At 60.0% G+C, this 26,420-nt stretch carries 21 protein-coding genes and 1 pseudogene; 9 read left to right on the forward strand and 13 right to left on the reverse strand.

All coding sequences use genetic code 11. From position 1 onward, the window contains the following. Positions 1 to 650: 650 nt before the first annotated feature. The 4 genes from HCN58_RS05670 to HCN58_RS05685 all read right to left on the reverse strand — a co-directional run bounded on the left by HCN58_RS05670 (position 651) and on the right by HCN58_RS05685 (position 4,447). Positions 651 to 1,127, reverse strand: a complete 477-nt coding sequence (locus HCN58_RS05670) for an acyl-CoA thioesterase domain-containing protein (protein WP_171578361.1) — start codon at positions 1,125 to 1,127, stop codon at positions 651 to 653. Between the two features lie 120 nt (positions 1,128 to 1,247). Beyond that, positions 1,248 to 2,306, reverse strand: a complete 1,059-nt coding sequence (locus tag HCN58_RS05675; protein WP_171578362.1) for a hypothetical protein — start codon at positions 2,304 to 2,306, stop codon at positions 1,248 to 1,250. A 78-nt stretch (positions 2,307 to 2,384) separates the two neighbouring features. Further along, positions 2,385 to 3,314, reverse strand: coding sequence for a glutathione S-transferase family protein (locus HCN58_RS05680; protein WP_171578363.1), 930 nt, complete (start codon positions 3,312 to 3,314; stop codon positions 2,385 to 2,387). A gap of 236 nt (positions 3,315 to 3,550) precedes the next feature. Further along, positions 3,551 to 4,447: a crotonase/enoyl-CoA hydratase family protein gene (locus HCN58_RS05685; protein ID WP_171578364.1), complete on the reverse strand. Its 897-nt coding sequence runs from the start codon at positions 4,445 to 4,447 to the stop codon at positions 3,551 to 3,553. A gap of 84 nt (positions 4,448 to 4,531) precedes the next feature. Here HCN58_RS05685 and HCN58_RS05690 point away from each other — a divergent pair, with 84 nt between their 5' ends. The 3 genes from HCN58_RS05690 to HCN58_RS05700 all read left to right on the forward strand — a co-directional run bounded on the left by HCN58_RS05690 (position 4,532) and on the right by HCN58_RS05700 (position 7,316). Continuing rightward, positions 4,532 to 5,173 (forward strand): TetR/AcrR family transcriptional regulator, encoded by a 642-nt coding sequence (locus HCN58_RS05690; protein WP_171578365.1) that lies wholly within the window; start codon positions 4,532 to 4,534, stop codon positions 5,171 to 5,173. A gap of 2 nt (positions 5,174 to 5,175) precedes the next feature. Then, positions 5,176 to 6,804: an AMP-binding protein gene (locus HCN58_RS05695; RefSeq protein ID WP_171578366.1), complete on the forward strand. Its 1,629-nt coding sequence runs from the start codon at positions 5,176 to 5,178 to the stop codon at positions 6,802 to 6,804. Between the two features lie 179 nt (positions 6,805 to 6,983). Further along, positions 6,984 to 7,316: a DUF1254 domain-containing protein gene (locus HCN58_RS05700; RefSeq protein ID WP_235983462.1), complete on the forward strand. Its 333-nt coding sequence runs from the start codon at positions 6,984 to 6,986 to the stop codon at positions 7,314 to 7,316. Between the two features lie 153 nt (positions 7,317 to 7,469). Here HCN58_RS05700 and HCN58_RS05705 read toward each other — a convergent pair whose 3' ends face one another. From HCN58_RS05705 to HCN58_RS05720, 4 genes are read right to left on the reverse strand one after another with little or no spacing between them, the layout of a single operon-like run. Continuing rightward, entirely contained in the window at positions 7,470 to 8,282 is an 813-nt protein-coding gene (locus HCN58_RS05705) for a methyltransferase domain-containing protein (protein WP_171578368.1), read from the reverse strand. A gap of 19 nt (positions 8,283 to 8,301) precedes the next feature. Further along, a complete protein-coding gene (locus HCN58_RS05710) occupies positions 8,302 to 9,114 on the reverse strand; it encodes an ABC transporter ATP-binding protein (protein WP_171578369.1) in 813 nt (270 codons plus the stop codon). After that, positions 9,108 to 10,085: an ABC transporter permease gene (locus HCN58_RS05715; protein WP_171578649.1), complete on the reverse strand. Its 978-nt coding sequence runs from the start codon at positions 10,083 to 10,085 to the stop codon at positions 9,108 to 9,110. The genes HCN58_RS05710 and HCN58_RS05715 overlap by 7 nt, the downstream gene beginning before the upstream one ends. Before the next feature lie 55 nt (positions 10,086 to 10,140). Beyond that, positions 10,141 to 11,262: an ABC transporter substrate-binding protein gene (locus HCN58_RS05720; protein WP_235983403.1), complete on the reverse strand. Its 1,122-nt coding sequence runs from the start codon at positions 11,260 to 11,262 to the stop codon at positions 10,141 to 10,143. 199 nt (positions 11,263 to 11,461) lie between these two features. On the opposite strand from HCN58_RS05720, the gene HCN58_RS05725 reads away from it, so the two are divergent. Together HCN58_RS05725 and HCN58_RS05730 are read left to right on the forward strand one after the other, a co-directional pair. Continuing rightward, positions 11,462 to 12,451 carry a LysR family transcriptional regulator gene (locus HCN58_RS05725; RefSeq protein ID WP_171578370.1) on the forward strand — a complete coding sequence of 330 codons (990 nt, stop codon included), beginning with the start codon at positions 11,462 to 11,464 and terminating at the stop codon, positions 12,449 to 12,451. A 183-nt stretch (positions 12,452 to 12,634) separates the two neighbouring features. Further along, positions 12,635 to 12,727: pseudogene (locus HCN58_RS05730) on the forward strand (transposase); the annotation flags it as partial. On the opposite strand, the gene HCN58_RS05735 reads toward HCN58_RS05730, so the two are convergent. After that, positions 12,697 to 12,864 (reverse strand): hypothetical protein, encoded by a 168-nt coding sequence (locus HCN58_RS05735; protein ID WP_171578013.1) that lies wholly within the window; start codon positions 12,862 to 12,864, stop codon positions 12,697 to 12,699. The pseudogene HCN58_RS05730 and the gene HCN58_RS05735 overlap by 31 nt on opposite strands. A gap of 60 nt (positions 12,865 to 12,924) precedes the next feature. After that, positions 12,925 to 13,758, reverse strand: coding sequence for an oxidoreductase (locus HCN58_RS05740; protein WP_171578371.1), 834 nt, complete (start codon positions 13,756 to 13,758; stop codon positions 12,925 to 12,927). A 167-nt stretch (positions 13,759 to 13,925) separates the two neighbouring features. On the opposite strand from HCN58_RS05740, the gene HCN58_RS05745 reads away from it, so the two are divergent. From HCN58_RS05745 to gltS, 4 genes are all read left to right on the forward strand, one after another. Then, complete coding sequence (locus tag HCN58_RS05745) at positions 13,926 to 14,519, forward strand: TetR/AcrR family transcriptional regulator (protein WP_171578372.1); 594 nt, start codon at positions 13,926 to 13,928, stop codon at positions 14,517 to 14,519. A gap of 819 nt (positions 14,520 to 15,338) precedes the next feature. Next, on the forward strand, positions 15,339 to 16,628 hold the full coding sequence (locus HCN58_RS05750) for a serine hydrolase domain-containing protein (RefSeq protein WP_171578373.1): 1,290 nt from the start codon (positions 15,339 to 15,341) through the stop codon (positions 16,626 to 16,628). 261 nt (positions 16,629 to 16,889) lie between these two features. Further along, on the forward strand, positions 16,890 to 21,710 hold the full coding sequence (locus HCN58_RS05755) for an NAD-glutamate dehydrogenase (protein WP_171578374.1): 4,821 nt from the start codon (positions 16,890 to 16,892) through the stop codon (positions 21,708 to 21,710). A 12-nt stretch (positions 21,711 to 21,722) separates the two neighbouring features. Continuing rightward, entirely contained in the window at positions 21,723 to 22,946 is a 1,224-nt protein-coding gene (gene gltS, locus HCN58_RS05760; RefSeq protein WP_171578375.1) for a sodium/glutamate symporter, read from the forward strand. A 326-nt stretch (positions 22,947 to 23,272) separates the two neighbouring features. On the opposite strand, the gene HCN58_RS05765 is transcribed toward gltS, so the two are convergent. The 3 genes from HCN58_RS05765 to HCN58_RS05775 form a co-directional block, all read right to left on the reverse strand. Next, positions 23,273 to 24,298, reverse strand: a complete 1,026-nt coding sequence (locus HCN58_RS05765; protein ID WP_171578376.1) for a patatin-like phospholipase family protein — start codon at positions 24,296 to 24,298, stop codon at positions 23,273 to 23,275. Positions 24,299 to 24,440: 142 nt separating this feature from the next. Then, entirely contained in the window at positions 24,441 to 24,674 is a 234-nt protein-coding gene (locus tag HCN58_RS05770; RefSeq protein ID WP_171578377.1) for a LapA family protein, read from the reverse strand. 577 nt (positions 24,675 to 25,251) lie between these two features. Next, entirely contained in the window at positions 25,252 to 26,331 is a 1,080-nt protein-coding gene (locus HCN58_RS05775) for a calcium:cation antiporter (RefSeq protein WP_171578378.1), read from the reverse strand. Positions 26,332 to 26,420 lie beyond the last annotated feature (89 nt).

The raw sequence follows: 26,420 nt of genomic DNA on the forward strand, positions 1-26,420 counted from the left end.
CATGGGGGCAATGCAAAATCGATGCGATAACACGTTGATGTTATTTCGCTTTGTCATCTCGTCTGGAATACTGATTTTTGGGCCGACAGAAAGTTCAGGCTCACAGTTGAGGCACTTCTCCTTTCCTTTCAAGTGTTTTAGCGGATGACCTGTTGTCCTTCGACCACGTCGCGCGTTGTCTGGTACGGCGCCGCAGTATTGCAAGAGCTCGTGCAGTACCGCGCTAGTTTGAACACCTCCTCATCGAGCTTCCTTCGGTTGCAAAGTAGCGTGCCGACCTCCCAACGCCCAGCGCAGCAACACCGCGATCGTAGTTTTGGCTATGCCAGAGTAAGAAAACTTGCGTTCTGCGGGTCGGGGATTATCGCCCAAAGCCCGGCCCGTCTGAGCGTCGTGGGTTCAATTCGGAGGTCCGCTACATCGCGAAACCCACTATTGCAAAAGCGCTGTTTTCCTACCGGAGGGCAGCCTAACTCCGGACATTGCGTCTTGGTAGTCCGCCAAAGACCGCGGTTTGTGCGCGATCGATCACTGACCAACATTGTCCCCGACTAGGTTCAAGTCCAAGAGCCATTTGATGTGCGATTGGCCCACCGCCGCGGAAAAGAGCCCGACAGCAGAATCAAAATCCTACGAATTCATGAGTAGAGTCAATGATCCTTCTGAATTTTCCTGTTCCATTCACCCATTGACAGCATGAGGAATTTTCTGCGTTCAGAATGCCGCGCGATCAGACAACCAAGGGCCGCATAAGGAGAGCGGCCGTTGACGCGGCGACAAAGCTTCGGCGGCGTGACCGCACTGAATGGGCTCAATTTCTCGAATGCTTCTCTGTGAACGGGACACGACAGTGTGATGGTGCTGCGCACACAGCCCTCGCCTGAGCCAAGTATGACCGCACCAAGCGTAGCAGTGCGGCACTCTTGCTGAACCTTGTCGACCGTGACGTCGAGAGGCTTTCCAAGCGGCACCGGGCGCAGAAATTCGGTCCGGGAGGAAAGGACCTGGAAACCCGGTCGTGCATGGCCATCGATCTCCACAGCGGCAAGCCCGGCGAGCACGCCTTCCTGGACCGTGCGGAACGGCCCTGAGACCTCCGGCGTGGCACGATACTGACCGGAGGCCAACCGCTGAACGACGGGACTTGAAGTCATCGCTCAACGGTTACTGGTCGAGATACTGGTAGACTCGATCTACCGATAAGTTCATCGGTGCTGCCGAATTCAAGTTGGCGGTTTTACTGCGAGTTACCGCCCCTCTCGAATCTCCCATGCCCACACCGGGTCGCCGGCATCACGTCGGCTGATTAGGGCGACGCGCATGAAGCGATCGTGGGCGAGTGCAGCGCCCATCCACAACTCGTTCCAAGCATCGAATATGGCGTGAGACATTTGCTCCCGTCCAGCCATGAGGCGCCACGTCGTTTGTCTTACGATCGCCGTGTCGCCTTCAAGATGCATCTCTGCGTCATCGCCTTGGCCCCGCAACAGCCGCGTAAGTGCGGTGGCAAAGCCTGCGACACCTTGCTCCACTCCACCGAGCATGGACGCCACATCGTCGAACGTATGCATGCCGATCAATCGGGCAGCAAGACCTCCCAAGTGACCTCCCTCGGCTGGTCCAAGTACCGACATCATTTCAGGCAGGATCGACGTGATATAATCCATCGCGTAGTTGCGGAGTGCCTTTCTCAGGCGACTTTCTGGCCAATTGGTTTCGGGAAGGCGTGGCGCAAGTTCTGGCCTGAATGGCGGGCAGCGCTCACCGGGCGAAAATTGCAGCCGCTCTTCCGGAGAAAGCTCGTGATCGTACTCCCGGTAATATCCCTCCAGGCCAGGCTGCCCGTCGACGGTCTGTCCCGTGCAGACGAAGCCGAGGCGAGGGTTACCGAGAACCACGCCATTGTTGCCGTGCCATCCCCTTAGCATCCCGCGCGACACTTCCGAGGGAATTCCACAAATTGCGGTGCCATACCAAAGCCAACGGGGAGGCGGATAACGAATCCATGCCTTCTTGTCGCTTTCATAAACGTATTCGACCTTTACGCCACCAACCTGGTTGGCGAGATAGTTGTACTGTGCGCTGGCGACTGCATGCGGCAGCCTGTCCAAACCGAGTTTTTTAAGGCTCGCCACGAAATGGGTTGCTTGCTGGCGCCGGAACATTCTGAACACGATCTCGGCAGCGCGAGCCGCCCCGGCGCGCGACGACAGATGAAGGATGAGGCCCGTGAGATACGAATGATAGATCCGCTCAACCGCACGATAAGCTTGCACGTCATCTGTCGAATTGTTCTCAATCTTCATTTGCTCCTCCGGGCGTTCTTCAATGCACTGCCAAAGTGGTAAGCGCCGTGGCGCTTGGTCAGCGGACCTGATCCGCGGCTAACTCCGTGTCTTTCGCAACTCGAAGCCGACACGCGGGAAATGGACCACGATGTCTCCGACCCGATCGTTACGGATTCCGATGGCAACCTCGTCGACGTCGAGAAACTCGACGCGGCCTACGATTGCATGCTTCGCGTAGTCGACGGCGCGCACCTCGACGAGCGAACCGTATTCGGGATCCTCGGGATGCCGGACGCCGTTTCTCGAGGGTGGCGCCGGCGCGACTTTGCGTGCGATCTCCAGCGCTTCATCTGGCGCAATCTCCTCACGCTCGCCATGACCGAGTTGTTCAACTCTTTCCATCCAGCTTCGAACGGCGGAGAGGCGTTGGAGTTCGTGCGCCAAACGGTCGCTACGGTCCGTTAAAAACCACAGCGCATGAAATACAGACAGATCCGCCACGGTGAACCGGTCGCCGCAGATCCATGTCCGACCATCAGCGAGCATATCTTCGACCAGCGGCAACTGCGCACGAACCAGCGGCGCGTTGCGCGCCGCCGCTCTCTCTGCCGCCGCGACGCTCGGAACCGGCAAACCTCTCATCCGAGCTCTGTCTTCGAACAGTTGGGGCGGCATCAAATCGTGATTGGTGCCCCATGCATACAACATGATGGAACGAAAGAGCGGTCCTTCGGCCCAGGCCGACACCGCGTTGGCCAGCCCTTCGCATCCGGCAGGAAACAACGTCGGCGCGGGATGCCTCCGGTCGAGTTCCCTGAGAATCATCCGCGTGTCGCAATAGACATCCGCACCAACTTGGAGAACCGGCGCGCGGCGATAGCCGCCCGTCAGCGGCATCAGGTCGGGCTTTGGCATCACCGGCGGCACGACCACGCTCTTCCAACGGAGCGACTTGAAACCCATCGCGACGCGCACCTTCTCCGAATAGTTGGAGAAGTCGTAGTGATGGAGAATGAGTTCGGTCATGCGCCTTCATTTCGCCAGCGAGAGGCCAATGCGCCAGCGCGCCGCGATCCAGACCGCTGAGCCCGAGCAGCGCCTTGGGAGGGTTGTGCCAGCTCGTCGCATGAAGGCAAACTCGAAGATGGGATGTTCCAGCACTGAAGACCCCCGATCAGGCCCGGTGTCTGCAGATAGGTAGCCGGCGCCGTGGTATCGACCGGATGGATGTTGACCGACATCGATCACGCTCCTGGCGGGCCTCAGTTACGGCGATCCATTTCGTTGATCAACTTGCGCGCTTCGTCGCGTTCCGGAATCGGACGTCCGCTATCGCGCCACTCGATCGCAGCCTTGAATCCATGCTTCTGCGCGTAACGCCTGAACCACAGGCCCTCCGGATTGTGACGCGTGATGCCGTCGAACAGGGTCGCAAGCGACTGGGTCTGTTCGAGGCCCATGTTCAGCATGACCTGGTTGACGACCATCTTGTGCATTGCGAGGTGGCTCTTCGGCACGCCGGCGATCCGGTCCGCCAGCCTTCGCGTTGCCGGCTCAAGCTGCTCGGCCGGAACACAGGCGTTCGCCAGGCCCCACTCCGCCGCCGTCCGACCGTCGATCATGTTGCCGGTGAACATCACCTCCTTGGCGCGTGAAGGTCCGAGCTTGAACGTCCACATCGCGGTAGTCGGACAACCCCACACGCGTGTCGGCATGTAACCAATCCGTGCATCCTCGGCCATCACGATCAGATCGCAGCAGAGCGCGATGTCGCTGCCGCCGGCGACCGCGGCGCCGTGAATCTTGGCGATGGTCGGCTTCGAGCACTTCCACAGGCTCATGAAATTCTCGGTATTCTTCTTCATGAAAGCGTAGTCGACCATAGGGTCCCAAGGCTCGCTCTCCTGCTGGCAGGGGTGCTCGATCTCGCTCTCCGCGTAGGCGACAAGATCGTAGCCGCCGCAGAAGCCCTTGCCGGCGCCTTCGATCACGATGACGTGCACGTCGTCGTTCTTCTCCGCCCATTCGATAGCGGCCCGGATCTCTCCGGGCATCGCTTCGTCGATGGCGTTAAAGCGTTCGGGACGGTCAAGAACGAGGCGCGCGATGCGGGGGGCGTCCTCGCGGACTGTGATGCTGAGGGTCGAAAAACTAGGCATGGGATTCCTTCGCGGTCAAACCAGTCAATGTTGACTGTAACACCTGTCGTGATACAGTCAACACTGACTGTCGAAGGGAGAGGTATGTCAAGAACGGCGAAGACCGGAGGCCCGGCTGGAGGGGCCGATTCCACACGATCACGCATCCTGGATGCCGCCGTCGAATGCCTGATCGAGACCGGCGTCGCAGGCACGACAACGCTCGCCGTGCAGCATCGGGCGGAAGTTAGCCGTGGCGCCCTCCTCCATCATTTCCCGACGCACGCCTCCCTGTTGGCCGCGAGCGTGGCCGAACTGGTCCGCCGCAACGAGAGGGCCGTCTCGCAAGGCCGCGCCGGAGGCGGCCCAGCCGATAGCCTGGTGGCAGCCGTCGAGGCGCTCGCCTTCGCTGCGCGTCAGCCGGCCTATCTCGCGGAGCTGGAGCTGTGGGCGGTCGCGCGCACCGACGCGGCGCTGAAGCAGGCCTTGATCGCAGCCGAACGCGGCGCGCGGCGCGATCTCGACCGAGTCTACTTCCAGCTTTTTGGCGAGTGGACGGATTCCAACGCCTACGACGAGGTCGTCGCGCTGACGCTGCATTTCATCAGAGGGCTCGCAATTTCCGAGAATCTCCGCAGTTCGCCGGGGCGACGCGAGCGCCTTGTCGCCGTCTGGGCCGAAGCGATGCGGACGCTGCTCGAAACAAAGAAGAAGATGCCAGCAAGGCAAAGGAGGGAGGGAGGATGAATATGGACGGGAAGAGGCTCCCAGAATCATACTGTCCGGCCGATACGACGCGAGCAATCCTTGACGTCAGCATCGGCCGGGCGCTGGCCACGACGGCCGCCGAGATTCCCGACGGTACCGCACTGATCGAGGTCGTGCCGACGTCAATGCCGTCGCCCGTCGGGGTCCCGAACACCGATCGACGGTGGACGTACGCTGACCTGGAGGACGACGCGAGACGTTGCGCGAGCTGGCTGCTGCGGAACTTCGAGACTGGCGACCGCATCTGCATCTGGGCGCCGAACGTGCCCGAGTGGGTCGTGCTGCAATACGGCGCTGCGCTCGCTGGCGTAGTCCTTGTGACCGCCAACCCAGCGTTCAAACCGAGCGAACTCGAGTTCGTGCTGCGCCAGTCGAGGTCATCCGCCCTTTTCCATCTATCGAGCTTCCGCGGCGTCGACACCGGAGCCGTGGCCCGCGATATGGAAAAGATGATCGGCCTGAAGCGTTACGCTTTCGACGGCTGGCTCGATCAAATCCGGAGCATACGGGCGACGCCCCTACGCGAGATCGACCCGGGACATCCTGCTCAAATTCAGTACACGTCGGGAACCACGGGCCGCCCCAAGGGCGCGCTGCTTCATCACCGTGGCCTTGTATCGAACGCGAGCTACGTTGCCGCCAGGGCCGGCCTCGAAGACAGCGTCCTGCTCAGTCCAATGCCGCTTTTCCATACCGCCGGGTCGGTGATGAGCGTCTTGGGATGCATGACATCGCGCACGACGCTCGTGCTCCCGTTGTTTTTCGATCCGCCGACGGTGTTGCAGGCGATCGAAGCGACGAAAGCTGAGATTGTCTTCGGCGTTCCGACGATGCTGCTCGCGCTGATCGACGCGATGAAGACCGCCCCGCGCGATCTGTCGTCGCTGCGCGCCGCATTGTCCGGAGGTGCGCCGGTCTCTCCGGAGATCCATCGCCGCGTAAAGGAAGCGCTCGGCCTTCCGGTTGTCACCGTCTTCGGTCAGACCGAGCTCAGCCCGATCGTCGCGCAGACGAGCGTCGACGATCCGGAGACCGAGTTCGTCCACACCGTGGGAAGGCCGCTCTGGAACGTCGAAGTGCGCGTGGCGGATCCGTTGGATCTTCGCGTTTTGCCGACCGGCACTGAGGGCGAAATTCAAGTCCGTGGATATCAGACCATGATCGGCTATTTCGACGCACCGGAGGATACGCGTCAGGCCATCACGGCTGATGGATGGCTGCGCACTGGTGACCTGGGGACGCTGGATGAGCGCGGCTACTTGCGTGTCACGGGCCGCCTCAAGGACATGATCATCCGCGGCGGAGAGAATATTTATCCGGTCGAGGTCGAGGCCTGCCTGCTGCAGCATCCTGACGTCGCCGATGTCGCGGTGTTCGGCGCGCCGGACGAGAAATGGGGAGAGGTCGTCGCCGCGGCCGTCCGGCTAAGGTCGAACGCGTCCGGATGCGCGGAGCGGTTGACCGCACACTGCCGCGCGGCGATGGCGCACCACAAGGCGCCGACGCTCTGGTTTGCCTGCACCGAGTTTCCGCTGACCGCGTCCGGCAAGGTGCAGAAATTCCGGCTTCGGGAAGCATTGGCTTCTGGGAAGCTCGACGCTCTCCGATGAGGCGCGCCAGCCACGCGACAGGAGGAACAACATGAACCGAAGACGCTTTCTTTTCACCTCTGCTGCGACGGTCGCACAGGTCTCCGGCGTCGCTCGCGCAACGGAGTCGTCCACCGACGCTCGGGGTAGCCTGCGTAAAGCGCGCTGACGCATGGATGTGGGGTCTGCCGCTGATCGAAATGGGACGGCAGAGAAGCGCGCGATTCAGCGAGGGTGTCAAGGCGAACACGTTCCAGCACCAGCGCAAGCTCGTCTCGGCCAAAGGTCAGTTCGTCACGACCCCAAACAATGACACGCTCTACTCGCAGGCTTGGCTGTACCTCGAGAAGGGGCCGGTGACGATCACCGTACCGGACTCCAAGGGGCGTTATTACTGCATTCCATTCATGGACATGCGGTCACTTCCAGTTGGCGGATACGATGGCGAAGCAGTGCGGCGGAGAGAGTGTCAGTCAATCCCCCTTGAAAGATCAAGTATTTTCGACCTTGTTCGACCAGAGCCCACTGTTTGAGCTACCGCCGGAAAATGGGATTCGCCTTCGATAAAAGCCGGTCCCACCCAATGGCCCGTCGTCGACAACAGTGCCATCAAGCGACTAGCGAAAGGCAATTGCCGTCGCAACGGCGGGGACTTCGAGATGTCGGCTAAGTGCCGCCACAAGCGGTCATGGCGCATCGTCAATCTTGCGCGCGGTGAGGCTTAGGAAGAGCATGGATCCGTAAAAGGTGCCGTTGGCGACGCGCCGCTGCGCTTCCCGTTCGTAGCCATCCACCAGTGCTTGCCCAATCTCGCCAGCCCGGCCGGCCGCGCTGGTTCCACGCGAGAGCAAAGTGAGCAGGTAGTCGGGGTGCGTCGTCTGCACGTAACCATGGGGATCCAGCGATTGCACGCAGAAACCAGCCGCGGCCGCGAGAACAGGGAGCCGCCGCATGATGTAGGGTGCGTGTACCATATTGCGTAGCACCGCGGCCACTGCCGATTGCAACGGGTCGCCATCGAAAAGTGCGACGCCAAGCGTCGCGAAATCGCCGTCAAAAACAACGAGCTGACCTCCCGGCTTAAGTACCCGCCAGGCTTCGGCCAATGCACCCTTGGGGTCGAGTAAATGGGAATAGACGGTATGTGCAATGACAATATCGAAACTGGCGTCCGGCTGCCCGGTAGATGCGGCATCGCCGCGCTCGAACGACGCGCGTGGCTCACCGTTGAATGTTTCGTTCGCCATCTTGATGAATAACGAGGATGGATCGATACCCAAGAGTCGTGTCGGGCGCAGGTGTTGCATGATGAGCTGCGTGACAGCACCGTTGCCGCAGCCGACCTCGAGCACGTGGGCGTCCTGCACACCGATTTCCCTCATATAGCGTGCGCATATCGATTGCATGGCTGGCTCGGCTGCGCGGATGCTCATCGATCTGGCGATGACATCCAGCACCTCGGGCGGCTGATCTTCAATGCGCGTGAGCAGATCGGTCAATGCGACGCTCCCTTAGCCCTCACCAGGTCTCGGCAAGCCCCAGATGGCCCATGATTTCACGCCGAAGCTCTGCCAGATGCGGATCGCCGCGATGACGCGGATAAGGCCGCGCATTCACAACCTCGGCCCTGATACGTGCGGGACGGTCACTCAGCACGATGACCCGAGTAGCGAGGAATATGGCCTCTTCCACGTCGTGGGTGACCAGAAGCGCAGTGAAGCCCGCCCGCTGCCAGAGTCGCACGAGTTCTTCCTGCATGATGATGCGCGTCAAGGAATCGAGTTGGCCCAGCGGCTCATCGAGAATGAGAAGCTTTGGGTCGTTGACCAGTGCCCGCGCCAGAGCCGCGCGCTGCGCCATTCCGCCGGAAAGCTGGCGTGGATAAACCGTGGGAAAACCAGCAAGGCCGACCAGTCGCAACGCGTCATCGACGCGTTCGCGATGGCTTCGAAGCAGCCCGCGCGCTTCCAGCCCAAGGGCAACGTTGCTCCAAACTGTGCGCCATGGATAGAGCGTTGCGTCCTGAAAAACGATGATGCGGGATGCATCAGGCCCGTCAATCGCCCGGCCGTCCATGGATAGTCTGCCGATCGTGGGGAAGTCGAGCCCTGCAACCAGTCGCAACAAAGTCGACTTGCCGCAGCCACTCGGACCCAGGATTGCGACGAACTCTCCGGGCTCGAGACGCAAGCTGATACCTTCGAGTACCGGCAGCGGACGTCCCTCCAACTCGAAACAATGGCTTATCTCGTGAATCGAGAGCGCGGCTCCCCGCTGCGATGGGATACCGGCCTGAAGCGCAGGTTCCGACTCTGCCGTGTGGGCTACCATCGCACCAACCCCTTCTGCCATGCCAGAAGCCGATCACGCAGGCGGAAAAGCAGGGTGATCAAGCCGGAGAAGATGAGCGCCATGATGAGCAGTGCGGCGTACATATTAGCATAAGCAGCCCACCCCTGCGCCCATTGAAGGTACCAACCAAGACCTGCCTTGACGCCCAGCATCTCAGCAATAACGAGGACGGCGAACGAGTTTCCGAGGCCCATGAACAGGCCGACGAATACGTGTGGCATCGCCGCCGGAATGGTCACCTTGAGAATGAGGAAGCTTTGGTTTGCGCCGAGCGTGCGCGCGATATCGTAATAGGCCTTGCTCACGCCTGCGACCCCCGACCAGGTTAGGACGGTAACCGGAAATCCAGTCGCCAGCGCAATCAGAAACGTGCTCGCACTGTGGCTTGATGGGAAGACAAAGAACGCAAGCGGTAGCCAGGCCGTCGCAGGCAGCGGGCCGACGAGCCGCAAGACCGGGTGGATCCAATAGCCGACGGCGCTCGACCAGCCAATGGCCACGCCGATGACGAAACCGAGCACGGCGCCAAGAAAATAGCCCCCTGCCAACAGTCGCAACGAGGCGAGAACACCTTCGACGAGGCGGACGCGATCATCAACTATGACTTCCAACAGAGCTTGAGGTGGCGGGAAGAATGGCATCGGAAGGAGGCCAAGCTTCGCCGTAACCGTCTCCCATGCACCGAGAAGCAATGCGAGAGCAAGCATCCACGGTGCGAGGCGCTGCATGCGCGGCAAGCAGCCAAACCAAGGGCTGGCAAGGGTGGCGAATGCGAGAACAGCGCCGAGCGCACCAAATGCAGCGGCAAGGTCGCCCGTGTAACTCCAATCCGTTCCCGGCTGGTCGGACCAGACGCCCGTGAGCACGGCGACTCCGAGCCATACCGCCGCTGCCATTCCAAGGATCCATGCCCGCCGCATCGAACTCTGGCACTGGGCGAGAGCCATCATTGTGGGGCGGCTCACTTGATCCATGGTGGAATTGATCGCCACGGCTGTTGCCCGCTCAGCTTAGGACGTCGACGTAGACCCGTTCTGCGAACTTCGTCGGATCCGTGCTTCGCTTGAACACGTTCACCTCTTTAAGCTCGCTCGCGTACAATACGATCTGCCGCTTGAGTTCCGTCCCGATCGGATGATTATGATGAGTGTGGCTTGCGAGCATGGCGCCGAGATCGTCCAGCGAGCCCTTGCCCCCATAGACGGAGTACGCCGCGGCGGCGTCGGCGGGACGGTCAGCGACCATGTCGCCAGCCTCGAGTACTGATCGTGTCAATGCACCTGCCGCGGCCGGTTCGCTACGGATCAGACTTCCTCGGATAGCGAGCACGCAGCAGATGCGATCGGAAAATTCCCCAGAGAGATTGGTCATGACCTCGTTGAGCTTGCCACCCTTGAGCCAAAGATAGGTGCGTGGGTCATTGTCAGTGAGTGCCTGAGCCTCGCCCTTCTCAACGGCAAGCGCAAGCAGATCGGCCGGATATTGGCGCCAGTCGACGTCCCTGACCGGATCAATCCCCTTCTTGGCGAACGCAATGGAGCAGAAGTTCTTCGCCGGGCTTGCCTGGTCACTGATGGCAATGGTCTTGCCGCGCAGCGATTCCAGGCTCGTGATGTTGGCAGCCTTGGACCCGAGCAGCCGAATGCAGCCGCCGTGCACGCCGGCTGTGATACGAACGTCGAATCCCTGCTCTAGCGGCTTGAGCCAACGTAGAGCCATCCCAATGCCCGCATCCGCTTTGCCCGTCGCGATCGCTTCGAGGAGTTGTTCGGTCGAACCACCGAAATTGATGAAATCGACGTCGAGATTATGTTTTGCGAAGATGCCCCGTTCCTTTGCGACAGGGGCCGCCGCCGTGCAAATCGACGTCGCATTCCATGCAAGTGTGAGCGCTCGCTGCGGTCCCGATAACCTTTCCCCTGGCATAGTCGTGCGGCAAAGAGGGAGCTCATCAGGAAGAGATGCGCTCTTCACTGCCGTCAATGCACGTGCCCCACCGACCATCGCGATCGGCGTTGCGACCCCGAATGCCCCGGCGAGACCGAGGACCGTCCGACGGGACAGATAGGGTCGCATCGGCTTGCGCCCCTCGGTGGTGAAATTCCTGCTATTTTTACTGTTCTCCATGATGATCCTCCTACTCAGGCGCTCATAGAGGCGTGCAGCAGAAGCCCGCTCTTATGCTCGGATCTTCGTGGTCGCATCGCTCGCCGGAAATGCCGGAGGCGATATTCCAAGCTTGTTGGCAAATATGCCGCCAGAGTGGATCCACGTCCAATGCATAATTGTGCTGGTCTTCCATGCCGGCAAGGCATAAATTTGGTCCATGGATCTGAGGCGTCTAAGAACCTTTGTTGCAGTCGCTGAACTGGGCACTGTATCGAAAGCCGCAGTGCGCCTGCGAATTGGACAGCCTGCGCTTTCGCGACAAATCGGTGATCTTCAGCAGGAGTTGGGGCTCAGGCTGTTTGACCGTGTCGGGCGGGGCCTCGTATTAACCGCAGAAGGTAAACAGCTTCTCGCGGATTGCCGCCGCGTAATGACCGATCTCGACGCTATCCGCGAACACGCGGAGGTCCTTCGGCGCGGAGACAGGGGAGTGCTGAAAATCGCCGCGCCACCGCACACGATCGAAAGTGTGCTGGCGAGATTTCTTCCTCAATACGCTGAGCGCTTTCCCAACGTAAATGTAGAGCTGATTGAAGCACTCGGTGCTGAACAGACAGCGATGCTTGAACGCGGGGAAGTTCATGTGGGCATCAGACTTGAACAAGGGGGTCCCCGCTTCGAGAGCCGCGTCCTACCACCAGCTGAGGCCTTGGCGGCTTGCGCGACATCCCTAGAGCTAGGCCATGCAGGTTTCATAGACATCACCCGCCTTGCCTCTTATCCGTTGCTGCTACTGGATCCCGGCTATTCCATCCGAAGGCTATTCGACGCAGCGTGCCGCCTCGCAGAGGTCGAGCCGAATATTGTGCTCGAGAGTCGTGCACCGCACACGCTGCTCGCTATGGCGGAGGTTGGGCAGGGTGTGGCGATCATCCCCTCCCTTCAGCGAACGGACCGATACGCTTTGCGAATTGTCCGCGTAACGCATGGCCGCAAGCCAATTCGAGAAAGAGTTGCAATGCAATGGGACAGGCGCCGCCGGCTTCCTTCTTACGCCGTCGCCTTTTGTGAAACGCTGGCCGAGTATATGCATACAATCCTCCCAATCACACATCCTACCAAAACCAATGAGGCAGGTGGGCGGAGGCAATTAGTCTCTCGGAGATTTCACGGCAATGAAAAGGGCCGGATACGTCCCAATGGCTGAGAGCGCCGATCCCGCGCAACATTTCTGTCGAGATGGCAAAGATCCTGGCCCATCCAGAATGCGGAGCCCCGTTACTTCCAATGTCCCCTTTGGGTCCAGACTGTGTGAAACACCCTCAATGATATGATTCTCCCGCGATTCGGCCGGAGGATTCGATGACGCGCTTTGTCGTTGGCGATGATTGTTGAGCCGGAGGCGACAGGCAGGCCGGCCTATCATCCGGCGACGTTGTTGAAGATTTATGTCTACGGATACCTCAATCGGATGCAGTCGAGCCCGGGCTGGACTCCTCCATCGAGAAGGTTCCTTCCGGCACCCGCTGGCTTCACGAGATCAAGTTCGACGGCTACCGCGGCCATGGTCGCGATAAAATCGGCGCGCGGCGGGATGTACTTGCACAAATAGTACTTCATGGGTCGCTCCTCGGTGAAAAAGATATTTCAGCTTGCTTCGCGATCTCTCGATTCGAGGGATCAATCGGCCACGCCCATCTGCTTGCGAAAACTCTTCTCGAACATCTTTTCGGGAACAAAGCGCCGCATCAGGCGGAGACGGCCCGCCATCTTTCCGGGCGTGTAGCGAATGCTCGGCTGTTTTTCGGTAGCAGCCTGCACCACCTTGTCCGCCACGGCTTCCACGGGATCTCCGGCCGCGACGCCGTTGCGCCAGGTCGCATTCATAGCCGCGCGTCCCTTGTCGTAGACGCTCAGGATCCGATCGGGCTTGTCGCCATTCTCTTCCAACGCGGTGCGGGTGAAGACTGGCTCGACCAGCGCGACACGGATGCCGAATGTTCGCAGTTCGTGGTCGAGCGATTCGGAATAGCCTTCGACGGCGTGCTTGGTGGCGTTGTAGAGCGCCGTATATGGTCCGGGCAGGAAGCCGGCCACCGAACTGATGTTGATGATCCGGCCCTGGCCCTGCTTGCGCATGGTGGGTAGCACCTCGGTGGTCGTGCGAAGAATGCCGAACACGTTGATATCGAAAAGGCTCTGTGCCTGATCGAGAGATGATTCTTCGGCGGCGCCGATCAAGCTGCGGCCGGCATTGTTCACGAGCACGTCGATCCGGCCTGCAAGGCCGACGACGTCCTTGATCAGTTGTTTGACGGACTCATCATCGGTGACGTCGCAGCGGAGCATATGAATGCCCTGTCGCACCTCGTCGGGCGCGGCCTGACGGCTGGTGCCGAACACCCGATATCCCGCGCGGATCAGGGCAACTCCGGTCGCAAGCCCGATGCCCCCGGAAGCGCCCGTGATCAGGGCGACCTTTTCGCGCGCTGCGCGGGATTGCGCCTGTGCCATCTCGAATTCCCTCGTCGTTGGCCTTAATGATTATGTTCATAATCATCGCGATTTATGATTATGTATGTAATCATTGTCAAGGGGCTTTTTGGACCACGGTCCGGGCCCCGATGAAAGAGGTCACGCCGGCGCTAGGTGTCGGCCCCGCCATCGGAAGGAATGGGCTGGTGAAGATCAGCAAGGAAACGGTCGAGCAGAATCGCGAGCGTGTGATCGCCACCGCCGCAAGGCTGTTTCGGGAGCGTGGGATCGACGGTATCGGGCTTGTCGACTTGATGAAGGCGGCCGGGCTCACTCCCGGAGGCTTCTACCGGCAGTTCAAGTCAAAGGACGACCTCATCGTTCAGGCGGTCAAGCGGTCCTACAAAGATATGAGCGAGGATATCGCGGGCCGTATTGCGGCGAGCGATGATCCGCTGGAGACCCTCGTGCGTCATTATGTGTCGGACTACCACCGAGATGATCCGGGGCAAGGGTGCGGCCTTGCAGCAATGGCTGCCGACGCGGCACGTCACGACGATCCGGAGCTGCGGGAGTGCTTTGGCAGCATAGTGAGCAACTATATCGGCCTTCTCACTAAGCTCGTGCCGGGACACAGTGCGAAAGCGAAGCGGAGCGCGGCGATAGCGGCGCTCGCCGAGATGATCGGATCGGTTGTCCTCTCCCGCGTGGTGCCAGATCCCGCACTATCCGGTGAGATCATCGACACCGTCTCGAATGATCTGGTGAAACGCCATGCGAAATCTTCTCGAACTGCTTAATGAGCCTCTCGCACTCTAGCGGGAAATTCTCTCATTGCCCCGGCCATTGGCGTGCAATCGGCACAACAAACGAACCGAAGCAAGCGAACTCGCACGAATCGGAGTTTGGCGCGCAAAATCGTGTAAATGGCGGAGAGAGTGTCAGTCAACTTGATCTTCCGGGACCAAAACCTACCAGTTGAGCTACGGCCGAAATTGGCATTTCCACTCTCTCGTGGGAGTCCGATCGCGGCCCGTCCTAACTTCTGTCCAACACTTCAATTTCGGTCGGCGCGATCGAAGGTAGATGTTCTATTGGGATAACTTGGGCGTTTGCCCTCCGAAGACAAAGGTCACGCGTTGAAGTCGGGTGCGCCAATTTCTCCTTTATTCTATAGGGCAATCGTCCGCGCTCTCGATCGATCTATAGGTTCGTTTTGGTTTGTGCGAGTAAGTAATCTCAGCAAATTTGTCGCCGATAGTTGAAGCCGATTCTCACTGCCGAAAATGCGTATCGTGAGTGCATTCGCGTGGTCCGCGCACCGCAAGCCAGCGTCCTGGGTTCTAGTTTTGAAAGTCCACCCGAGATCAGACGTCTAAGTAGCCGGCGCCTAGGTCGGCTTATGGGCCAGGTGTGGACGGCTCGCCCGTCGCTTTCTGGCGGCTTATTTGGTTGTGCCGGTTTACCGGTGCTCGCGAGGGTCTAGACAGCCTTCGGGAAAGATCTCAGGATGCAACGCTGTCCCGCTCGAAACCGGCGCCGGCAGTTGATGGCGGAGCCTCATCTGCCGTCTATTTCTCCGAGGTCAGTGCTTCAGTCTGATATAAACGGGCAAGGCCATGAAGACCTTCAAGGCTGCCGGCGATCGAATTATAATCGCCCTATCGGTAGTGCTGGCGATCGCCTTGCTTTCAGGGTCAGTTCGGGCGGATCAGCTTCCATTGAGTCAGCCGGAAAAGGTAGGCCTTTCGTCGGACCGGCTCAAACATCTTATGGCGACCCTCAAGGCCGAGGTTGAAACGGGCCGTCTTCCCGGCGCGGTAATCGCGATCGCTCGCAGGGGGCTGCTTGCCCATTTCGAGTCTGTGGGCTTCCGTGATCCGGAAGCCAACGCTGCGATGCCTCGGGACGCGATCTTTTCAATCGCCTCGATGACCAAACCGATGGTGTCAGTCGCCATCATGATGCTGCACGAGGAAGGCAAGCTGTTTCTGTTCGATCCGGTAGACAAATATTTGCCAGCTCTTGCCAACATGCAGCTGGCCGTGACCAAGATCGACGGCACGGTCGATATCGTTCCGGCTGCGCGGCAGCCTACGATACAGGACCTGTTGCGGCACACTTCTGGTTTCACCTACGGCAGCAACGGGACGACCGAGGCACACGAAATGCAGCCGGTCTCGTCATCCTTTGCCGCTCTCAACTACACCGGGCCCGAGTTCATCGACTTGCTCAGCAAGGCGCCGCTGATTAATCAACCCGGCGCGGTCTGGGACTACGGCTTGTCCGTTGATGTTTTAGGTCTCATCGTTGAGGCCATCACGGGGAAATCGCTGGGTGCCTTTCTTGAGGACCGCATCTGGAAGCCGCTTGGCATGGTCGATACCAGCTTCGTCGTCCCCGATGCAAAAGGAGCCCGTTACGCCCGGGCGTTTCCCAAAGATCCTCTGACAAGCCAGCCTCAGGTGGTATTGCACGCAATCGATAGGCCGCTCAAGTTCGAATGCGGCGGTGGTTGCGCGGTCTCAACCGCGATGGACTATCTGCGTTTTGCCCAGATGCTGGCAAACAAAGGTACGCTTGATGGCCAGCGGATTTTGTCGCGCAAGACCCTGGAGCTGATGACCAGCGATCAACTCGATCCCAATGTCCGGGCGCGTACCACCTCCACGGTGCTTGCCGAGGGCTATAGTTTCGGCCTCGGCTTCATCGTTCGGACCCAGATCGGGCGCGCTGACCTGGCCGGGTCTACTGGGGAGTTTGCCTGGGGAGGAGCATTCGGCACCTACTTTTGGGTCGATCCGCAGGAAGACCTCGCAGTCGTCTTTATGGCGGCCACACCAAGTGAGCTTCGCGCGCATTTTCGGGCGCTGGTAAAGAATCTCGTGCTGGCTTCAATCGTCGACTGATCCAGTCGATGCCAAGCGAAACCGTTCGCATGGTACGAATCTCGATACCGTTCCGGATCGCGATCAGCCGCCCCCAATCACACCGCGGTGCTCAAGATTGCTCGCCAAAATCAGCGATCGTCGAGAGCAACGGACGCAGCGACGCTGAGAAGCTTTGCGGAGGGCACGAATTGCAGCTAAAGTAGGGATACTCCTATGGTTGCGCTGCAATATGCGGCAGATGCTCTCTGCGAGGAGCCAGCGCGGGAAACGGAGGACGTCATGGCATGGCGTGACGATAAAGCCCGGACAAACCTCATCTGCGAGGCGGCGGGAAGCGTACAGCCGGGCGAGACGCCCCGCGCCTTTGCCGAGCTTCTGTTCGGCCATACCAATATTGAGGACCTCGCCAACTACGATGCCGCCTCGTTGGCCTTCCTCGCGGATCAGGCTTGGCAACATGTGCAGCAACGTACCGCCGGCAGCGCCGATGTCCGCGTGCTCAATCCGCTGATGCCGGACGGGCGCGAGATTTCAGTGCTCGAGATTCTTAATGATAATATGCCGTTCCTGATCGATTCCACCATGGCGGAGCTCGCCGAGCAAGGCATCGAAGTTACGCTCGTTGCTCACCCGATCATCGCCGTGGAGCGCGACGGCCAAGGCAAGCTCCTGCGTTTCTTCGGCGAAACGTTGGCCGAGGGCGAAAAGGGCACGCGCGAAAGTCTGATCCATTTTCACATCGCCCGGCTGGATGCCGATACCGATCGCCGAAAGTTGGTTGAGGGCCTCACCAAGACGCTCAACGACGTGCGCGCCTGCGTTACCGACTGGCGTGCCATGCGCGCTCGTATCGAGCAGGCGATCGAGAATTTCCAGTCGAACCCGCCGCCGCTGCCGGTCGACGAGGTCGCCGAAGCGAACCGATTCCTACAATGGCTGTGCGATGACAACTTCACCTTCCTCGGACTGCGCGAATATCACTTCATCTCCGATGCCGACGCGTCGGACGAAGTCAGTACCGGTGAAGGCCTCGGCATCTTGCGCGATCCCGACTTCAAAGTCCTGCGCCGCGGAACCGAAATGGTGGTCATGACGCAGGAAATTCGTGAATTCATGCGCGAACCGACGCTTCTCATCGTCGTCAAGGCGAATGTGAGCAGCCGCGTTCATCGGCGCGTTCACATGGATTATGTCGGTATCAAGGTCTACGCCCACGACGGACGACTAGAGGGAGAATTGCGCCTTGTCGGCCTATTCACCTCGGCCGCCTATACCCGTTCGGCACGCCAGATTCCCTACATGCGGCACAAGGTGGCTCAGGTGCTGCAGCGTGCTGGCTTCGACCCGGAAAGCCATTCGGGCAAGGCGGTCCAGCACATCCTCGAAGAGTATCCGCGCGACGAATTATTCCAGGTCGATGCCGAGACGCTCTACAATTTCGTCATGGCGATCCTAATGCTTCACGAGCGCCCTCGGGTCCGGGCACTGTCACGGGCGGACAAATTCAACCGCTTCGTTTCGATCCTCGTCTTCATTCCGCGCGAGAAATACGATGTCGATGTAGGTACAAGGATCGCGGCTTTTCTGGCGCAGGTCTATAAGGGGATCGTGTCGGCCTCCTACGCCTCCTTCCCCGAAGGCTCACTCGCCCGCGTCCACTACATTATCGGACGCTATGAAGGTGAGACACCAGTCATCGAGCGCAGCACGTTGGAAGCCGGCATTAGTGCCATCGCCGCGACCTGGGCCGACAAGCTGAAGGCGGCGCTCGTCGCCTCCACCGATGGCATACGTGCCCGCATGCTCGCCAACCGCTATGCCCACGCCTTTACGGGCGGCTACACTGAAGTCTTCGATACGAAGGAAGCAATTGCCGATATCGCCACTATCGAAAAGCTCACCCCCGCTCGTCCGGTGGCGATTTCGGTCTACCGCTCAGAAGGCGAAGATGATCCATCGCGCTTCGGCCTCAAGGTTTTCTCGCGTGACGAGCCATTGTCGCTGTCCTACCGAGTCCCGGTGATCGAAAATCACGGGCTTCGCGTGGTCAAAGAACGCACCTATCAGATCGTGCCCGGCGGCACTCCGGCACCGGCACCGGTATGGCTGCACGATATGACGCTCGATGCCAGTGACGGCCAGCCGGTCATCATCGGACCGGAATTCAACCAACGTCTTGAAGCCTCAATCATGGCGGTGGTAGGCGATCGTGCCGAATCCGACGGCTACAATGCCCTCATTCTGCGGACAAACCTGAGCTGGCGTGAAATTTCGGCCGTCCGGGCCCTCTCCCACTACCTGCACCAGATCCGCGCTCCGTTCAGCCAGAACTATATGTGGGAGACGTTGTGCAAAAACAGCGTGATCACCGTCAGTATTGTCGCTCTGTTTCAAGCTCGCTTCGACCCGCGCCTCGTCGTCACCGATTCCGAGCGCTCGGCACGCGAAACGACGATTCTCGCCGAGATCGAGGAACAGCTCAAATCCGTCGCCTCACTCGACGAAGACCGCATCCTGCGCCGTTTCAGCAACCTGGTGCAGGCCGCCATCCGAACCAATCTGTGGCAGATCGGCGAGGACGGCCACCCGCGTCCGGTGATCTCCTTCAAGTTCGAAGCTGGTAAGATCGAGGATTTACCAGCGCCCCGGCCGCTTTACGAGATATTTGTCTACTCACCACGTGTCGAAGGCATTCATCTGCGCTTTGGCAAAGTGGCGCGCGGCGGCTTGCGCTGGTCCGACCGGCCCCAGGATTTCCGCACCGAGATCCTGGGTCTGGTCAAGGCCCAACAGGTCAAGAATGCCGTTATCGTGCCAGTCGGCGCCAAAGGCGGCTTCGTGCCCAAACGCTTGCCGTCGCCAGCCGATCGCGATGGCTGGTTGGCGGAAGGCACCGAAGCTTATCGCATCTTCGTTCGCTCGCTGCTCGAACTCACCGATAACCTCGATGGCGACACGATCGCGCCGCCCGACAACACCGTGCGGCACGATGGCGATGATCCCTATCTGGTGGTTGCCGCCGATAAGGGCACTGCCACCTTTTCTGATACCGCCAACGCGATCTCCATCGAGAAAGGGCATTGGCTCGGTGATGCGTTCGCCTCCGGCGGTAGTCAGGGTTACGACCACAAGAAGATGGGCATCACCGCGCGCGGAGCGTGGGAAGCAGTCAAACGCCATTTCCGCGAAATCGGCACCGATATCCAGACTGTGCCCTTCACCGTTGCCGGTGTCGGCGACATGTCTGGCGACGTTTTCGGCAATGGCATGCTGCTCTCGCCCGCGACCAAGCTCGTAGCGGCTTTCGATCACCGCGACATCTTCCTCGATCCCTCACCCGACCCGGCGATCAGCCATGCCGAGCGATTGCGCATGTTCAACTTGGCGCGGTCAAGCTGGCAGGATTACGACAAATCGTTAATCTCACAGGGCGGAGGGGTGTTCTCACGCTCACTCAAGGCCATCCCGCTTGCGCCGGAAGTGCGTGCCTTGCTCGATTTGGACAAGCCGCAAGCCGCGCCATTTGAAGTGATGAGGGCAATTTTGAAGGCACGCGTCGACCTCCTCTGGTTCGGCGGCATAGGCACCTATATCCGCGCTTCCGGGGAAAGCGACGATCAGTGCGGCGACCGCGCCAACGATCCGATCCGTATCAGAGGCGCGGATGTACGTGCCCGGGTGATCGGCGAAGGCGCCAATCTCGGCGCAACCCAGCGCGGCCGCATCGAGGCGGCGCAGAACGGCATCAGGCTCAACACCGACGCGATCGACAATTCGGCCGGGGTCAATACCTCCGACGTCGAGGTCAATCTCAAGATTGCGCTGGCCCGTCCTGAACGCGACGGACGACTCAGCCAGAACGATCGCAACAACCTGCTCGTCGCGATGACCGAGGAGGTCGGCACGCTGGTGCTGCGCAACAACTACCTGCAGACGCTGGCGTTGTCGCTCGCAGAACGCCGAGGGGCGGCAGACAACGGCCTTCTTGCTCGTCTGATGCAATCGCTCGAGCGGCGCGGTCAGCTCGACCGTGGCGTCGAGTACCTACCCGACGATGCGGCGATCGCCGAGCGCAGCCTGCGCGGCCAGCCCTTCGCGCGACCGGAACTAGCGGTGCTGCTCGCTTACGCCAAGCTGACGCTCTACGATGATTTGCTCGCGACCAGCGTGCCGGACGATGCTTATCTCGCCCGCGAATTGTCCCAATATTTCCCCCACGAAGTTCGGGACAAGCTGCCCGATGCAGTGGAGCACCATCGCCTGCGGCGGGAGATCATCTCGACCAATCTCGCCAATGCCATGATCAATCGCGGTGGCCCGGCTTGCGTCGTACGCCTGATCGACGAGACGGGTGCCGACCTGCCCGTCATCGCGATGGCGTTCGAGGCGGTCAACGAGTCCTACGGCCTCGAACGGCTGAGCGACGCGATTGATGCGCTGGACAACAAGATCGACGGTCAATTGCAGCTCGGCCTCTACGCCTCGGTTCAGGATCTTCTGCACTCCCGCATGGTCTGGTACGTGCGCAATATCGATTTCAGCGCCGGTCTGAACGCGGTGATCTCGCGCTATGGCTCCGGCATCCGTGAAATCGCCGACGCCCTCGACAATAATCTGCCGGAGGACATCCAGGCCGAGCGCCGCAAGCGCAGACAGGGCCTGATCGATGCCAGCGTCCCGGCGGAAATTGCCGGCGAACTCGCTGACCTTGACGCCCTGGTTTCTGCCCCCGATATCGTGAGGGTCGCGGAGCGCACCAACCGCGCCATCGGCGATACGGCGGCGACCTTCTTCGCCGCCAAGGCCAATTTCCGTCTGGACCGCATCGTCCTCGCTGCGCGGAATGTGCCTGCGAACGATTATTTCGAGCGTCTCGCGATCGACCGGGCAGTTGACCAGATCGCAGCTGCCGAGAGAAAACTGGTGGCCAATATGCTGGCAACCAGCCAGTCCGGCCAACAGGCCGCCGAGAATTGGCTCGCATCCCATCCTGAAGCTACACGCACCCGCCGTTCGGTCGAAGAGATTGCTGCCAGTGGCCTGACGCTCGCCAAGCTAACGGTAGCGGCAAACTCGCTGGGGGATTTAGTGAAGGGCTGAGAGGGGGGATAGATGCTCGCGCTAGATGCGGATCAGGTACTGCAGGTGCGTCCGTTCCTGTCGGTCACCGCCGGGGTCGTGGTGCTCTTCGTGGGCAAGTTGCTCAACAGTCGCCTCCCCGTTCTTCGTGAGTACAATATCCCCGAGCCTGTGACTGGAGGGCTTCTCTTTTCGGTAGCGTTCGGCGTGTTCTATTTTTTCTCAGGCATTAAAGTCGACTTCGACCTCACCGCGCGCGACATCCTTCTAGTCTATTTCTTCACAGTGATCGGCATCAACGCCCACTTCGGCGACCTCGCGCTGGGCGGCAAACCGCTAGGAGTCCTCCTCGTCGTCACGGTGGTCTTCATGTTGGCGGAGAACCTCGCCGGCGTCGGTGTAGCAGGCCTCCTTGGGCTGCAGCCGTCGGTCGGACTGCTCGCGGGCAGCATTTCGATGACGGGAGGACACGGTACCGCAATCGCGTGGGCACCCGTCATCGCAGAAGCTGGAGGGCTCGCAAACGCGATGGAAATTGGCCTCGTCTGCGCAACGATGGGCCTCATCCTGGCAAGCTTCACTGGCGGACCCGTCGCCCGCTTCCTGATCCGGCATTACAAGCTCAAAGCGTCGGCGGAACAGCTTTATGACGTGGGCACGGACATCAACGCGCAGCATCCGCAGATCGACTATTTCTCCTTCTTGGGCGCGATCCTCGCCATTCATGTTGCCGGGACCATAGGCGTTATCGTCCACGGCGGTCTTGAGAGCCTCGGCGTCAAGATGCCGCTGTTTCTCCCTTGTCTCGCGGCCGGCATACTCCTAACGAACTTGCTGCCCCGCGCATTGCCCGCTGATCTCTGGCCAAGTCGCACGGCCGCGCTGGCGCTCATCGCCGAGGTCTCCCTCGGCGTATTTCTCGCGATGTCGCTGATGAGCACGAAACTATGGACGCTTGCCGAGCTTGCTGGCCCACTCTCCGCGTTGCTCACGCTGCAGCTCGTTCTGGCGATGCTTTTTGCGGTTGTGTGCTTCTGGCTGCTCGGACGCAATTACGACGCCGCGGTGGTTTCCGCCGGCTTCATAGGCTTCGGCCTCGGCGCGACCCCCACCGCGATGGCCAATATGACCGCAGTGACGCAACGCTATGGGCCATCGCACGTGGCGTTCCTCATTGTGCCACTTGTCGGAGCCTTTTTCATCGATGTTGCCAATGCGGTCGTAATCCGGATGTTTCTCGGCGCCATGTCCCCTTAGGCGCGGTTTCCTCCTTTGAAGGCTTCGGACGCCAGCCGCAAAAACGCGGCGTTATTCTTCAAGCCGCCGGCATCCAAACCCCTCACCAACGCCGAAATGTCCATCCGCCCCCGTATCGGCCTGGTCGCGCCCGATGAGAAGGCGCTCGAATTCCATTCGACCAGGTGGTGGTGTATTAGATCGCGGGCTCTCGCCGAGCTGTCCGCAACGAATATAGCTTACCCTGATCCATACTTGGTCAGCGGTTCGATTCTGCCCATGCCGCGTTGGGCGTTCGACCAATTCGAATTTCTAGACTGAAGGATGATCCCGCCCATAGATCCTCATCAGCACTCCTGCAGCAAAATATCTATGTCGGCCGTGGAGCGCTTGCCAAGGGCGTCGGCGTTCGTATTCAGGAAGTCGCTTGCCGCTCGGCGTCCTTCGTCCCGCAGCATCGCCACAAAGTCCCATTCGGAATTCAGCTTCGAGGAGGCGCCAAGACTGGTCAAGAAATCGCTATGGATTCGATGCGTTCGCATTTCGGCCCAGCAGGCGCCTTCGCCAGTTCCGGGGTCGGCCACCTGTCGCAGCAGGGCGATCATGCGCAGCTCCTTCGCCAACGCCGAGTTGAACGAAATCTCATTAAGCCGGTTGAGGATTTCCGCGGCCGACTGCGGTATTTTCGGGCGCTCGCTGGGATTGATTTGAACGAAGATCACGTCCCGGGCGTCAGTTTCGCGAACCAGCGGGGTGATAGTGGGATTACCGGCGTAACCGCCGTCCCAGTAAGCCTCGCCATCAATCTCGATCGCCCTGAACATGGTGGGCAGACAAGCGGACGCGAGCAGAACGTCTGGGGTGATCTCCCCGTTACGGAAGATGCGCCCACGGCCTGTGCGCACTTTGGTCGCCGTGACAAACAGCTTTATTGGCGAGCGCGCGAGGCGCTCGAAGTCGATGCTGTCGGCGAGAATATGACGCAGCGGATTGAGCGCTATCCCGAGCGGGTTGAGATCGTAGGGCGAAAGAAGGCGCGACATCAGATCCATCGCTATATAGGCGGGTGATGAATCCAGCGTCCAGCGGCCGGCCAGGCGATCAAGCGGCGATCGCTGCAGGGGGCTGAACCTCGCAGCGCGTGACACGCGTTTCCAGTATTCGGCGAGCGCCCTGCGGGCGCCCTTTGCGCCGCCGTTGACCCAGCCATCCGCCAACACAGCGGCGTTCATCGCGCCCGCCGATGTACCTGAGATCGCCGAGATGTGGAGCCAATGCTCCTCAAGAAGGCGATCGAGTACGCCCCATGTAAAAGCGCCGTGGGAGCCACCGCCCTGGAGCGCAAGATCGATCGATACCGGTTCGCGACCCATCTTCAGCCACCCTTTTGACGTTGACGCGTGAGCAAGCGGTTTGCGTAATGTGCGTCAGCAGCCGTTCTCTCAAATGAGAATGAGCTCCACCGTGAGCCCGAACCTTAGTTTTGTGTTCGAGCTTCAGACAGAGCGCGCGAACCTAAGGCCGACCCGGCGCACTTAGCCGCGAGCCTTCATAGGATCGTCGGAGCAACGCAAACAGGCTGCCACCCGTTGCCGCGCCAAGCAGGTAGACAACGGCAATCTGAAGCGCGAGCGGTGCGCGGACCTTGAGGCCGAGAAACGACATCGTGACGACCTCGATGTTCTGCACAGCGAATGTTACGATGGCGAGGGCGAACAGAACGATGATGACAAAGTATATCCAACGCATGACGCGATCCTCCCTTATAAAGCTAAAGCCCCCAACGCTGCCTGCGATCCATCTCGCCTGTGGCGTCTAAGGGTCATGGCGATCCCGATCGAACCAGCGCCGCGGCGAGCAGGACGGTGAGCAGCGCAGCAGCGAGGAGAGGATGATCCTCAAAGGGTGACGAAGCTAACCAGCCATCAAATAGACAACGCCAAGCGCAACAATCCAGCCCCACTTCGTTCGCAACCGCCCGATTCGGCGCCCGCACTGAATGCCAGGCTATCTGAGCTGGTTATGATAGCGGCTCCATGGAAAACCCCATTCGATGGATTGCAGGATACAGGATAAATGAAGTCGAAAACAGTTGTATTGTTGGGTGAATCAACCAGTCGTCCGAGCCGCCGTGGGACCAGTGAAATAACGAGAGCTAGAGTGGAAGCCTCGCCGGCACGACACCAACTTCGGTTTTGCGAGATTTTGTCGCCGGCCTAAGCTGGGACGGTCAACTCATCGCGTCGGCGGTGCTTGCTCGCGGAGGCCGCTTAGGCGAACCCGGAATGCGCAGCGACGGCCGGCACCGGCAAAATCACCTGCGGCTTCACGGCACCACCGCAAAAAACATAAACGCAGCGAAGGTCACCAAATGAACGATGCCTTGAAGCACGGTCGTCCGGCCCGTGCCCAGCGTAATCACGCTGAGAAGCAGCGTCACGGCCAGGAGGCCTTGATCTTTCGTATCGAGGCCAAGCTGCAAACGCTGCCCGAGTACAATTGAAACTGCCGCAACTGCCGGGATCGTTAGTCCGATCGTGGCCAGTGCCGATCCCAAAGCCAAGTTCAAGCTGGTTTGCAACCGATTCATTCGGGCCGCCCTTGAAGCTGCCAAAGCTTCAGGTAGCAATACCAGCGCAGCAATAATGACGCCAACCACTGCCTTCGGCACATCAAGGCGGGCGACAGCGAATTCAACCGTTGGCGTCAGCACCTTGGCGAGCCCGACGATGCCGACCAGTGAGATAAGAAGAAGACCTGCGCTCAAGGCAGCGGCTCCACTGGATGGCGGAAGCTCGTGCTTCTCTTCATCATCAAGCTGTACCGGAAGAAAAAAGTCCCGATGTCGCACCGTCTGGATGAAGAGGAACGCGCCATAGAGCACTAACGATACGAGACCGGCGAAGACGAGCTGCGGCGTGTTGTAAGCCGATCCAAGCTCGGTTGCTGCGTAGTTTGGAAGGATCAGAGCGAGGAAAGTAAGTGCAGCCAGTACAGCGAGCGCCGCGCTTGCTCCCTGAAGCTGAAATCCCTGCTCGTGATGACGCGCGCCACCAATGAGCAAGCAAAACCCGACAATTCCGTTGCACACAATCATCACTGCGGCGAAGACGGTGTCACGTGCCAGACCTGCTTTATCGGCTGGAGCTGCGAGCATGACCGAGACAATCAGCGCGGTCTCGATAATCGTGACGGCCAATGCCAGCACGAGTGTGCCGAACGGCTCGCCGAGGCGGTGCGCAATCACCTCTGCGTGGTATACGGCTGTGAACACAGTGCCCAACAGCGTGATGCCGGCGATTGCAGCGACGAGCCCGCCACCATCAATAGCGAATGCCAATGTTAGAATGATCCACGACAATAGAGGCCACGCCCATGTCCACCACGCGCTCCTCATGGCCGTCATTTTTCGACACAACCTCGAATTGGGCTTGGCGACAATGCTAGATGCACACAACGGTTTCCCTACCCGCGCACACTGCATCTTCGCTTGGG

This window comes from Bradyrhizobium australiense (assembly GCF_013114825.1).
Lineage (GTDB): Bacteria > Pseudomonadota > Alphaproteobacteria > Rhizobiales > Xanthobacteraceae > Bradyrhizobium > Bradyrhizobium australiense.